Source organism: Rhodococcus sp. ABRD24, assembly GCF_004328705.1.
Lineage (GTDB): Bacteria > Actinomycetota > Actinomycetes > Mycobacteriales > Mycobacteriaceae > Prescottella.
Genome location: NZ_CP035319.1, coordinates 3,846,467 through 3,859,005, shown reverse-complemented (window position 1 = coordinate 3,859,005; position 12,539 = coordinate 3,846,467). Strand labels below are relative to the sequence as shown.

Here is a 12,539-nt window from a genome sequence, read left to right as displayed (position 1 = left end):
ACCGAGGGCGCCGTTCTGTCTGATTCGATCGCAGCCCGCATCGTTTCGTAACGTAAGTAGCCGTGTCGATCGAAGTTCCTCCCCCGATTCCCACGCCGGCCCGCGCGTGGCCCGCGCTGGTACGCGTGCCGAGGGACGGCCGTCGCTGGCCGGGGACGACACGGGCCGCCGTCGCCGTGGCCCTGCCGGGTCTGGTCGGTGTCGCTCTCGGTCATGATCTACTGGCTGCGATCGCAGCTCTCGGCGCGTTCGCGGTGGTGTACGGCGAGGGCCGTCCGTATCGGGTGAGATGGCGCGCCGTCTCGGTCGCGGGCTGCGCGATGGTGGCGGCGGCGTCCATCGGGGCCGTCGTCGGGGCGAGAGTGCATGACGAGGCCGTCGCGGGCGGATCACCGCTGTGGCCGATGGCGCTGGCGCTCTCGATGACCGCGGTCGTGGCGGCGGGCGCGTTCGTCGTCGACGCGCTGCGACTCGGTGCGCCCGGTGCCTTCCTTCCCCTCCTCACCGTGGAGATCGCATCGGCGTTGCCGGCTGTCGGTGTCTCGGTGCGTGAGGTGGTCAGCTGGACTGCTGTCGGCGCGATCACCGCGGTGCCGGTGGCGATGTCAGGATGGCCGTTCCGTCCGCACACACCCGAACGCGCCGCCGTGGCGGGCGCGGTCGCCGCCGTCGCCGCATTCGATCGCGACCGGGGCTCGGCGGGCCTGCGGCACGGGGCTGTGAAAGCGGTCCACGCGGCGTGGCACTGCCTCCACGACGGGGGGCTCACGGCCCGGGACCACTCGCTGATCCGAGAATTGCTGGACACACAGCGCCGCTGCGTGACGCTGCTGCATGGAACGGAGACGCTACTCGACGCCGACAGCGAGGATCTCCGTCAGAGGATTCCGCTGCCCCGTCCCACCGTCCTGTTCCGACTGCAGCGGGCACTGTCGCCGCACGGCCGCTCTGTCCTCATCGTCGTGCGGCTGGTCACGGCGTGCACGGTGGCGGGTGCCGTCGCGATGGGACTCGGTGTGGCCCGGCCGGATTGGGCGGTCATCACCGCGGCGATGATCCTGCATCAGGGTCCGGACCGGATCCTCGGAACGTATCGGGCGGTGCACCGCTTCGCAGGAACCGTACTGGGCCTGGTGCTGCTCGCCGGATTGACCCCGTTCGACCCGTCCGGCGCCGCACTGGTCCTGGTGGTGGCCGCAGCGATGGCCGGACTGCAGGCGTACCTCGTCCGCAACTACGGACTGGCGATGGTTTTCATCACGACGCTGGCGCTCCTGCTCGCCGGGCTGGGTTCGCCGAACGACCTCACGGGTGTCACGCGTGACCGTCTGATCGAGACGGTGATCGGAGTGGTCGTCGCGGTGGTCGTGCTGTGGATCGTGCGGCCCGGCGCCTACCGGAGGATCCTCGACGACGCGGACGACCGGGTGGCGACGACGATCGAACGGATCGGCCTCTCGCGCGATCGGCACGAGGTGCGCGGCCTGCGCCGGGAACTCGAGTTCGACATGCACACCGCGACCGCCGCGGCGCTGGCGGCCGCTCACACCGATCCGGTGTGGACGCAGACTCGGTGGACCCGGCACCACCGGCTCAACGAGGCCGGCTGCCAGGTACTGGCGCTCTCCTGAGACGAGAGAGCGGCCGTGGATCGCCGGGAGAACCCCGACGATCCACGGCCGCTCGCGTCTTGGCTAGTCGGCGGTCCCGGAAGGCACGATCAGCACCGGGCAGTCGGCGGTGTGCAGCATCGCGCGGCTGGTGGAGCCCAGCAGCATGCCTCGGAAGCCGCCTCGGCCACGCGTGCCGACAACGATGAGCTGGGCCTGCTCGGCGTACTCGCTGAGCACGCGCACCGGCCGGTCCCGCGCGACGACACGCTCGACGGTGACGTCCGGGTAGCGCTCCTGCCATCCCGCGAGACGCTCCGCCAGAACCACTTCCTCGCCGGTCTGGATCCGGCTCCAATGCGGGTCATCGGGAGTCGCGCCCAGTGACGGCTGCACGCTCACATCGCTCCACACGTTTACCGCGATCAGGGTCGCATCGCGCATTGCGGCCTCCGTGAACGCAGCCTCCACAGCGGGCTTGCAGGATTCGGAACCGTCGACGCCGACAACGATCGGACCTTCCGTCGGCGGGCGCCCGTCGAGGGTGCGGCCGCGGATCACCGCAACCGGGCACTGGGCGTGCGCAGCGACCGCGGCTGTCACCGATCCGACCACCAGGCCGGTGATCTCGCCGTGTCCGTGCGAGCCGAGGACCACCATCCATGCCTGCTTCGACAGCTCGATCAGCGTGGGGGCCGGACGACCGTCGATCTGCTCGGTGGTGATCTCGATCGACGCCAGATCCTCCACCGACTGCTTGGCCAGCACTTCGGCACTGTCCAGTCGAGACCGGGCCGTGTCGTGCAGTTCGTCCTGGAAGCTGCGGGCGAGATAGGGCTCGGAGTAGTAGAAGGCGGGGATGTGCACGGCAGTGACGATGTGCAGGTGCCGCCGATGGGCAGCAGCGGAACGCGCCGCCCACACCACCGCGTTCGATGCCGCTTCGGAGCCGTCTACCGCGACGACGATCGATTCGGTTGCGCTCATGGATTCAGCTTCTCCTTCACCTGACGGACCAGTCGAGAACCATTGTCCCGGTTTCGGCGGGCCCTCGTGTGGGTCTTCGGCCCCGAGTCGGCCGTGATGCCGGGCACGTCGGGGATCATGTGCACGCCCGAGGCCCCGGAATCCGCAGGGCGAACTCCGGGGCCTCGCGACAGGGCGGGCGCCAACTCAGTCGACAATCGCGCGCAGTTGCTCGATCAGCTTCACTCGTCCGGCACGATCGGCCGCCAACGGTGTCACGTTGAGGGTCGTCACGCCCGCTGCCGCGAACGCCGCGATGCGTTCCTTGACGAAGCTCTCGGTGCCGATCAGGGAAACAGCGCGTACGAGCTCGTCGGGTACCGCGGCCGTCGCTTCCTCCTTCTTGCCGGCCAAGTACAGATCCTGAATCTTCTCGGCCTCCTCCTCGTATCCGTAGCGGCAGGCGAGGTCGTTGTAGAAGTTCTTCCCCTTGGCGCCCATACCGCCGATGTACAACGCCAGATGCGGCTTGATCCACTGCAGCATTGGCTCTACGTCGTCACCGATCGCCAGCGCCGGACCGGCGTAGATCTGCAGCTCGCCCAGGCTCGGATCGCGCTTGGCCTTGCCGGCAGCCAGGGACTCGCCCCACACCGCCTCCGCCTTCTCCGGGTGGAAGAAGATCGGTTCCCAGCCCTCCGCGATCTCGGCCGTCAGCGCCACGTTCTTGGGGCCGAGTGACGCGATGACGACCGGAATTCGTTCGCGCACCGGGTGGTTGATCAGCTTCAGCGGCTTACCCAGGCCCGTGCCCTGATCTGCGGGCAGCGGGATCTGGTAGTACTTGCCCTGATAGTTGACCTTCTCCCGGCGCCACACCTGACGGCAGATGTCCACCAGCTCGCGGGTACGGCCCAGCGGCGCGTCGTACTTCACGCCGTGGAAGCCCTCTATCACCTGCGGGCCCGACGCGCCGATGCCCATGACGAACCGGCCGTCCGAGACATAGTCCAGACCCGCTGCCGTCATCGCGGTGAGGCTCGGCGTGCGCGTATAGATCTGGAAGATGCCCGACGCCAGTTCGATCGTCGACGTCTTGGCCGCGAGGTAACCCAGCTGACTGACCGCGTCGAACGAGTACGCCTCGGGCACGAACACGATGTCGAGGCCCGCCCGCTCGAGGTCGCCGACCTCCTCGACGGTCTCTGCGAACCCCCCGCTGTAGTTCAACCCCATACCGATGCGCACTTCGGCGACCCCAATCTCGTAGTACCTGTGACGGACGTTACGACGTCACGAACTCTACGACCGTGCAGGCCGGACCACCATCACCGGGCACTGCGCCTTCTGCACCAGTTCGTTGCTCGTCGACCCGAGCAGCAGACCACGGAAGCCACCACGCCCGCGGCTTCCGACCACCACCAGCTGTGCCTTCTGCGACCACGCCAGCAGATGCGTGCGCGGACCGTCGATGTAGAGCTCGCGCTGCACGGTGACGTCCGGGTACTGCTCCTGCCAGCCGGCCAACCGCTCGGCGAGCACCTCGTGCTCGGCATCCTCGAACGCGCGGGGATCCCTGATCGCGCCGCGACCGCCGGCCAGCGTGCCATGTGGGGTATCGCTCCAGGCATGGATCGCGACGAGCGGAGCCCCGCGCTGCGCGGCCTCTTCGAACGCCACCGCGATGGCTCGCTCACTCGTGGGGCTGCCGTCGACGCCCACCACGACCGGCCCCTCGTCCGGGACCTTGCCGTCACGCTCGTGTACCACGACGACCGGGCACACCCCATGGCTCGCGGCGTTGACGGCGGTCGATCCGATCCCACTGGCGGAACCGCTGCCGGAGGCGCCGAGGACCAGGGCCCGCGAGTCCTCGGACAGCGACACGAGCCAGCGAGCTCCGCCCATTGTCGAGATCTCGGTGGAGACGTCGATGTCGGCAGAGACCTCGCGCGCCGCTGCGGCCGCGCGCGCCAGGGTCTCCTTACCTTCGTCCTCCATCCAGCCGTAGATGCCGGCGACGTCCAGGTACGGCGCGCCGTAGGTGTAGGGCGAGAAGTCCAGGGCGTGGATGATCCGCAGCGACAGGCCGCGGGCCGCGCACATCGAGGCGGCCCACCTCACCGCCGCTTCCGCGGCGGGTGATCCGTCGACCCCGACCACCACCGAATTCCCGTCGCGTGCGATCGACGGTTCCCTCGTGCCCTGCTCAGTGCCCTGCGCGGTCATTGCGCTCACCCTCATTCCGTTGAGACGAATCGGTGCGGCATCAGTGCTCGTTCCTGCTTCGGATCGAGCCGATCATGGTGCCGCTCCCGACGTTAGTCACTCGAACCGATTTGCGCGGGGATGCGTGAGTCCCGAGCGGTTCGGGACCAAGGTCCCCATCGCCCGGCGCCGAAGGTCATGACCTTGGGAAACGACGTGCGACGCGGCTCACATTTAATTGGAATTTTGTATTCCAATTTCTACGGTCGAGGCATGCAACTGACGCAGTTCACCGATCTGGGCCTGCGGATCGTCACGCAACTGACGGCCGGGATGCCCGGGGACAGCGCCCCCAGCACCCGATCGATCGCGGATCAGCTTGCCGTCTCGTACACGCATGCAACCAAAGTGGTTGCGCGACTGAGTGAACTGGGCATGGTGACCACCCGTCGCGGCCGTGGCGGCGGCCTGGCGATCACCGAACTGGGCAGGACCGCGTCGGTGGGCTGGCTGACGCGTCAGCTCGAGGGCGACGGCGAGGTTGTCACATGCGAGGGCGACAAACCGTGCCCGCTGCGTCACGGCTGCCGACTGCGCTCGAAGCTGCGCGAGGCGCAGGAAGCCTTTTACACCGCACTTGACACGGTCACCGTCCAAGACCTCACGTCCCCCACAACCGCACTACCGACACCCTCCGTGCCGGCAGTGACCGAACCGTAGAACCCGACCGACAAGGAGAATCCGATGCTCTCTGAAGCCTCGAAGGAAACCATCCGCGCCACTCTGCCCGCCGTGGGCGCCGCGATCGGTGACATCACGACGCTGTTCTACCGCAGGATGTTCGACGCCCACCCGGAACTCGAGCGGGACCTGTTCAACCGTGGCAACCAGCGTCAGGGTGAGCAGCAGAAGGCCCTCGCGAGTGCGATCGCGGCGTTCGCCACCCTGCAGCTCGACCCGGATCCGGAGCGGGTGCAGACCATCCTGTCGCGCATCGCACACAAGCACGCGTCGCTCGGGATCACCGCGGACCAGTACTGGATCGTGCACAAGCACCTGTTCGAAGCGATCGTCGAGGTCCTCGGCGAGGCCGTCACCCCCGAGGTGGCATCGGCATGGGACGAGGTGTACTGGCTGATGGCGAACACTCTCATCGCGATGGAGGCCGGGTTGTACGAGAATGCCGGCGTCGAGGCCGGCGATGTCTGGCGCCGGGTCCGGGTGACCGGACGGACGCAACAGTCGGAGGATACGGTCTCGTTCACGCTCGCCTCACTCGACAGCGCACCCTTGCCGACCTTCACACCGGGACAGTACATCTCCGTTGCTGTGCAGCTCCCCGACGGCGCGCGGCAGATCCGGCAGTACAGCCTGGCCTGCGATCCCACCGACAACGAGTGGCGCATCACGGTCAAGCGGATCGGCGCAAACATGCGAGTCGACGGCTCCGTAACGCCGGTCGGCGAGGTGTCGAACTTTCTGTACAACAACGTTTTCGAAGGTGACGAGCTGAGCGTGTCGCTGCCGTTCGGCGACCTGGTGCTACCCGGGGACGACGCACCACTGCTGCTGATCTCGGCTGGCATCGGCTGCACCCCGATGATCGGCATGCTCGAACACCTCGCGAACACCGAAGACCGGCGCAGCGTCGCGGTGCTGCACGCGGACCGATCGGCCGCGCAGCATGCTCATCGCGCGGAGCTCGCCGAACTCGTCGACCGAATCCCCCTGGCGGTCATGCACCGTTGGTACGAGGACCTCGGTGCGCGAGAGCCGTTCGCCGGCACCCGCCTCGGCCGAGCCGACCTCACCGACGTGAGCATCGAGCCGGGGACCCGCGCGTTCCTGTGCGGCCCGCTGCCGTTCATGCTCTCGATGCGCGAGTCGCTGATCGCCCGGAACGTACCGACGGAGAACATCCACTACGAGGTGTTCGGCCCCGACAGCTGGGCCGGCGCGTCCGCGTAGGGGACCCCGGGGGCGCAGGCGGACGGGTCCGCCTGCGCGCCCAGCCCGTTCCCGGGCAACGCTGACGGGAGTGTTCTACGGTGAGGTGTGGCCCGACCCCAGTTGATCCTGACTCCGCTGACACCCGCGGCGATCTTTCTCGTGCTCACCATCGACGAGGGCGGTGAGTCCATCACCCGTGACGTGCTCTCGGATCTCGACGGCCTGCGCAAAGCCGTCGGATTCCGGGTCCCCGACTCAGGTCTCGTATGTGTCGCCTCTATCGGCTCGTCCGCATGGGACCGTCTGTTCTCCGGTCCTCGCCCCGCCGAGCTCCACGAGTTCGTCGAACTCGACGGCGGCCGCCACCGCGCGCCCGCGACGCCGGGCGACCTGCTCCTGCACATCCGCGCGGTGTCGATGGACCTGTGCTTCGAGCTGGCGTCGAAGGTCGTCGGACGGCTGCGCGGCGCCGCGACCGTCGTCGACGAGACGCACGGGTTCCGGTTTTTCGAGCAGCGCGACCTGCTCGGGTTCGTCGATGGCACCGAGAATCCCGAGGACGCCGAGGCAGCGGAAGCTGCGCTCGTCGGCGACGAGGATCCGGACTTCACCGGCGGCAGCTACGTGATCGTGCAGAAGTATCTGCACGACATGGACTCGTGGAACGCGATCTCCACCGAGGAGCAGGAACGCGTGATCGGCCGCACCAAGCTCGACGACATCGAACTCGACGAGGCCACCAAACCGTCGAACTCCCATGTCGCCCTGAACACGATCACCGACGAGAACGGCGACGAGCTGCAGATCCTGCGGGTGAACATGCCCTTCGGCAAACTCGGTGATGCCGAGTTCGGCACCTACTTCATCGGCTACTCGGCCACCCCCTCGGTGACCGAGGAGATGCTCCGGAACATGTTCATCGGCAAACCCGAGGGCAACACCGACCGCATCCTCGACTTCTCGACCGCCGTCACCGGCGGCCTGTTCTTCTCCCCTACCGTCGATTTTCTCGACGATCTCCCCCCGGCGCCGGGTCTCCGGCCGGCCGACGACGAAGGCCTGAGCCTGTCGCCCGCTACTGACGGATCACTCGGAATTGGCAGTTTGAGAAGGAGTTCCACACGATGAACAATCTCTATCGCGGTCTAGCCCCGATCACCGACGCTGCTTGGGCGTCGATCGAGGAGGAGGCGACCCGAACCTTCAAGCGACACATCGCGGGGCGCACCGTCGTCGACGTCTCCGGGCCGCACGGCACCAACTTCTCCGCCGTCGGGCTCGGTCGCACCACGCCCATCGAAGCGCCGGGCTCCGGAGTGCAGGCCCGTCAGCGTCGCGTCGCGCCGCTGGTGGAGCTACGCGTGCCGTTCACGCTGTCGCGTGAGGAGATCGACAACGTCGAGCGCGGCGCCCAGGACTCCGACTGGGACGCCGTGAAGGACGCCGCGAAGAAGATCGCGTTCGCCGAGGACCGGGCGATCTTCGAGGGGTACGCCGCTGCCGGCATCGAGGGGATCCGCGCGAGTTCGTCGAACCCACCGCTGCATCTGCCCGAGGATGTTCGTGACGTGCCGGAGGCCATCAGCCAGGCCCTGTCCGAGCTGCGCCTGGCCGGCGTCGACGGCCCGTACTCGGTGCTACTGAGTGCCGAGGCTTACACGCAGGTCAGCGAGACGTCCGATCACGGCTACCCGATCCGGGAGCACATCAGGCGGCTCATCGACGGCGACATCATCTGGGCACCGGCGATCGACGGAGCAATCGTCCTGACCACCCGGGGCGGCGATTTCGACCTCCAGATCGGCCAGGACCTGTCGATCGGCTATCTGTCGCACGACGCGAATACCGTCGAGCTCTACTTCCAGGAGTCGCTGACCTTCCTCAACTACACCGGAGAGGCGTCGGTCGCACTGTCGGCACACTGAACCGGCGCGGAGCCGTTGCTCGACGACTCAAGATAGCGAAGGCTAGCTTAACCAAATCTGAGCGCTGCGGCTCGGCCATCCGCCCCCCGATCCGAGCCACCTGGCTATATCTACGAAGAAAGTCCCTGTCCGGGCGCTGGCGCTGGACAGGGACTTTCCTCATGCTCGGGCTGGGTTCACATGGTGGCCGAGGCGCCGCGCCACGTCACCGACACGCCGCGCTCCTCGAGCCACGCCGAGGGGTCGACCTTGGCTCCGCCCGCGTTCCACACCTCGAAGTGCAGGTGCGGGCCGGTGGACTGGCCGCGGTTCCCAACGGTCGCGATCTGCTGGCCGGCGGACACCCGCTGACCGGTCGACACCCGATAGTCGTTGATGTGGCCGTAGACGGTGGTGGTGCCGTCGTCGTGCTTGACCCGCACCCACAGGCCGAACCCGGACGCCGGACCGGCATCGACAACGACGCCGTCGGCCGCGGCGTACACCGGAGTGCCGATCGGGGCTGCGATGTCGAGGCCGCCATGATGACTTCCCCAACGAGGGCCGAAGTCGGAGGTGAGCTGACCGGAAACCGGCTTCACCGCACGCGGCTTGACCTGGTTCAACGACCCGAAGTTGGCCTCCGCTGCGGCGGTGAGGTCGCGCACCACGGCCTCGGCCTGCGGCATACCGGCCGGGATGTCGAAAGCCCTGACCGAGTCGATGACCTGCTGGGCGGTCGGCGCGACCGGCAACGGGGGCAGAGCGGGAAGCTGGATCTCGGGAAGGGCGGGCAGCGCGAGGCCCGCGGGCAGCAGACCCTCGGGAACCTGGAACTGGGCCGGCACATCGACGGTGTCGGCCGCAGCACTCCCAGCACCGAGCTGCGCGCCAGCGGTGAGGATCGCACCGGTCGCGGCGGCCACGGTCGCGGCCTTGAGTCCGACACCCGGACCTGCGCTCTCGCAGCGGTGGCGACCTCGCGGGACAGTCGGATCGAACTCGAGAACAGCGTCGGATTCGCTCCGGCGGTGACGTCCCACAGTCAATTACCTCGTCAATCGTCTAGCGGCCGCGCACTTCCGGAGTGCACTCAAATTTGCTGCCGAGCCAAGGTAACAAATTCATATAGCTCCCCGCCAGCGTTACCTGATCTTTATCTGGCGTGGCGTCGGGTGCCTGGGTCGACACCGCCTTCGCCGGGCCGGACAGGACCGCGAATCCCGGTCGCCTCGGCCGCCCGGACAGCCCCTTGCATGTTCGCGGGCGCCCGTCGCGCGACGAGGCGACCGAGTGATCGGAGGAGGTCGAAGCCCGCTACACTCCCTAGTGCGGAACAGCGCGAACAGGGTTGGATCACCTGCTCGGGCCCGCCCCCGCCTTCGTAGCTCAGGGGATAGAGCAACCCTCTCCTAAAGGGTAGGTCGCAGGTTCGAATCCTGCCGAGGGCACTCACACCCCCTCCCCGTTCCGGGCGGGGCGCCCCCTCACCCCTGCCGCTCCGCTTTTCGTCGCGCCGCGCCCCCAATCGGCACAGCGGCACCGCCAGAACCGGAGCGGCGGCTATGAGCACGCGGACGGCGGGCTACTCCCGCCGCACCTCCCCCGGCGTCTTGTCCTCCCGAACACCCCGCCAGCTCGGGTGCCGCAGCCGGCCGGCGCCGGTCCATTCCCGGAACCGCACCTCCCCGACGATCGTCGGGGTCACCCACACGGTGTCGCGGACGTCGGCGCCGGGCACGTCACCGGAGAACGGGCTGCCAGTGGCCTCGAGCGGGGCGAGCATCGACCCGAGCCGCTCGAGTTCACGCTCACTGAACCCGGTGCCCACCTTCCCGATGTACTGCAGACGGCCGTGCTCCGGAATCCCCAGCAGCAGCGCGCCTATCGCCCCGCCGCGCCCGCCCCTGCCGCGCCGCCAGCCGCCGACCACCACTTCCTGCGAAAGCCAGTTCTTGGTCTTGATCCAGGACGAGCCCCGTTTACCAGGCAGGTAGACGGAGTCTCGGCGCTTGGCCACCACGCCCTCCAGTCCGCGCTCCCGGCTGCGATCACGCGCCTCGTCCGGGGAGTCCGGCAGTCGCGGCGGCACCACCAGCCCGTCGACCGCCGCTGCGAGCGCCTCGAGTATCCGGCGCCGATCGTCGTACCGCTTACGCAGCAACGACACCCCATCCAGATAGAGCACGTCGAACGCCCAGAACTGCGGGACACCGCCGGCCTGCAGCGCCGGAAAGCTCGTCCGGCCCTGCCGGTCCAGGCTCACCACCTCACCGTCGAGGACCACCCGGTGCCCATTCAGTGACGACTTCAGTGACCCCAGGGCCGGATAGCGGTCGGTGACATCGTTTCCGGCCCGTCCGCGCAGTAGTACCGCGTCACCATCGAACTCGACGATCAGCCGGATGCCGTCCCACTTACCTTCGAATGCCCATTCATCCGGGTCCAGCCCATCCAGAGTGCCGGTGGTCGCGAGCATGGGCGAGAGCCCGCGCGGCAGCTCCGCGCCGTGTGTACCTTCCTTCATCAAGTGCATCAGCCATTGGTCGCCGTCCGTGCGAATCAGCGCGTACTGCCCCTGCACGCGACTGCCGAACAACCGGACGACCACCTCGTCGTCGCGCCATTTGACCGGCTCGTAGGTCCCAGCGTCCCAGATACTCACGGTGCCGCCGCCGTACTCGCCCTTGGGAATCGATCCGGAAAAGCTCGCATACTCGAGCGGATGATCCTCAGTGTGCACCGCGAGCCGGTTCTCGCTCGTCGATGTCGGAACGCCCCGCGGCACCGCCCACGACACCATCACACCATCGTGCTCGAGTCGAAAGTCGTAGTGCAGCCGGCGTGCGTGGTGTTCCTGAATGACGAAGGAGTTTCCCGCGCCACCTTCTTCTTTCGTCTGCGGCATCGGTTCGGGAGTCCGCGCGGGATCGCGTTTGCGACGGTACTCGGTGAGGGTGTCGAGCGGCGGGTCCAACTCGGCCAGCAGATCGCCGTCATGCCGGAATCGCGCGAGCACTTCGTCGAAGTGCAGCTGCCGCAGCTGCGAATCCTCGAGCTCCGCCCAGCGACGCGGCGCCGCCACCGTGGGTTCGCGGCGCCCGCGCATCGAGTAGGGGGCGATGGTGGTCTTGGCTGCGTTGTTCTGGCTCCAGTCCACGAAGACCCTGCTGCCGCGTACCGACTTCGCCATGGTGGCAGTGACGAGATCCGGGTTCAGCTGTTCCAAACTAGTCGCGACCTTCTTCGCCACCGTCGATGTCCCACCTGGTGCGAGGGCCCGATCCAACGGTATGTAGACGTGAATCCCCTTGCTACCGCTTGTGACTGGAAATGCCGACCATCCGAGACTCGCGACCAGATCCCGGACCGCGAAGGCCACCTGTGCGCATTCCGGCAGGCCTACCCCGTCCCCCGGATCGAGGTCGAAAACCAGCCGGGTCGCCGGCCCTGGTTCACCATCGACGAATCGCCATTGCGGGACATGCAATTCCAGCGCAGCCTGCTGCCCGACCCAGGCCAGCGCCGCCGCCGAGTCGAAGATCGGATACCGCACCGTCCGATCCTTGTGATGGACGGCCTGCCAGGTGAGCCAGTTCGGCGCCGACGCCGCCAGGTTCTTCTCGAAGAACGACGGCTCGTCCACCCCGTTGGGCCAGCGCTTGCGAGTCGCCGGCCGGTCGATGACATGCGGCAGCATCGCGGGCGCGATCTGGGTGTAGTAGTCGATCACGTCACCCTTGGTAGTGCCCGTGGCCGGATACAGCACCTTGTCGAGACGGCTCACGGACACCCGGCGTCCGTCGATCGTGCGCGTGGACATCCGGGCACCTCCCGTCGGTGTACGAACATTGTGCTCCGCGAGAGGTGCCCCGTGTCAGATTCTGGAGATCCGAGAAGT

10 protein-coding genes and 1 tRNA gene are annotated in these 12,539 nt (G+C 67.7%); 6 read left to right on the top strand and 5 right to left on the bottom strand.

Going from position 1 to position 12,539, the window contains the following annotated elements; translation table 11 throughout:
• Window positions 1-62: 62 nt before the first annotated feature.
• Complete coding sequence (locus tag ERC79_RS17160; protein ID WP_131579635.1) at window positions 63-1,631, top strand: FUSC family protein; 1,569 nt, start codon at window positions 63-65, stop codon at window positions 1,629-1,631.
• Window positions 1,632-1,694: 63 nt separating this feature from the next.
• Here the strand turns inward: ERC79_RS17160 and ERC79_RS17155 are convergent, their stop codons facing one another.
• The 3 genes from ERC79_RS17155 to ERC79_RS17145 form a co-directional block, all read right to left on the bottom strand.
• Complete coding sequence (locus ERC79_RS17155) at window positions 1,695-2,597, bottom strand: universal stress protein (protein WP_131579634.1); 903 nt, start codon at window positions 2,595-2,597, stop codon at window positions 1,695-1,697.
• A gap of 186 nt (window positions 2,598-2,783) precedes the next feature.
• Entirely contained in the window at window positions 2,784-3,824 is a 1,041-nt protein-coding gene (locus ERC79_RS17150) for an LLM class F420-dependent oxidoreductase (protein ID WP_131579633.1), read from the bottom strand.
• A 54-nt stretch (window positions 3,825-3,878) separates the two neighbouring features.
• Entirely contained in the window at window positions 3,879-4,805 is a 927-nt protein-coding gene (locus ERC79_RS17145; protein ID WP_131581257.1) for a universal stress protein, read from the bottom strand.
• Between the two features lie 252 nt (window positions 4,806-5,057).
• Between ERC79_RS17145 and ERC79_RS17140 the strand changes: the two genes are divergently transcribed.
• From ERC79_RS17140 to ERC79_RS17125, 4 genes are all read left to right on the top strand, one after another.
• Window positions 5,058-5,504: an Rrf2 family transcriptional regulator gene (locus ERC79_RS17140; protein WP_131579632.1), complete on the top strand. Its 447-nt coding sequence runs from the start codon at window positions 5,058-5,060 to the stop codon at window positions 5,502-5,504.
• 24 nt (window positions 5,505-5,528) lie between these two features.
• Window positions 5,529-6,752 carry a globin domain-containing protein gene (locus ERC79_RS17135; protein ID WP_131579631.1) on the top strand — a complete coding sequence of 408 codons (1,224 nt, stop codon included), beginning with the start codon at window positions 5,529-5,531 and terminating at the stop codon, window positions 6,750-6,752.
• A gap of 87 nt (window positions 6,753-6,839) precedes the next feature.
• A complete protein-coding gene (locus ERC79_RS17130) occupies window positions 6,840-7,862 on the top strand; it encodes a Dyp-type peroxidase (protein ID WP_131579630.1) in 1,023 nt (340 codons plus the stop codon).
• Entirely contained in the window at window positions 7,859-8,659 is an 801-nt protein-coding gene (locus tag ERC79_RS17125) for a family 1 encapsulin nanocompartment shell protein (RefSeq protein ID WP_131579629.1), read from the top strand. The genes ERC79_RS17130 and ERC79_RS17125 overlap by 4 nt, the downstream gene beginning before the upstream one ends.
• 176 nt (window positions 8,660-8,835) lie before the next feature.
• On the opposite strand, the gene ERC79_RS17120 is transcribed toward ERC79_RS17125, so the two are convergent.
• Complete coding sequence (locus ERC79_RS17120) at window positions 8,836-9,681, bottom strand: M23 family metallopeptidase (RefSeq protein WP_131579628.1); 846 nt, start codon at window positions 9,679-9,681, stop codon at window positions 8,836-8,838.
• A 335-nt stretch (window positions 9,682-10,016) separates the two neighbouring features.
• Here ERC79_RS17120 and ERC79_RS17115 point away from each other — a divergent pair.
• Window positions 10,017-10,089 (top strand) — tRNA-Arg (locus ERC79_RS17115).
• A 134-nt stretch (window positions 10,090-10,223) separates the two neighbouring features.
• On the opposite strand, the gene ERC79_RS17110 is transcribed toward ERC79_RS17115, so the two are convergent.
• Window positions 10,224-12,461 (bottom strand): ATP-dependent DNA ligase, encoded by a 2,238-nt coding sequence (locus ERC79_RS17110; protein ID WP_131579627.1) that lies wholly within the window; start codon window positions 12,459-12,461, stop codon window positions 10,224-10,226.
• Between the last annotated feature and the right edge of the window lie 78 nt (window positions 12,462-12,539).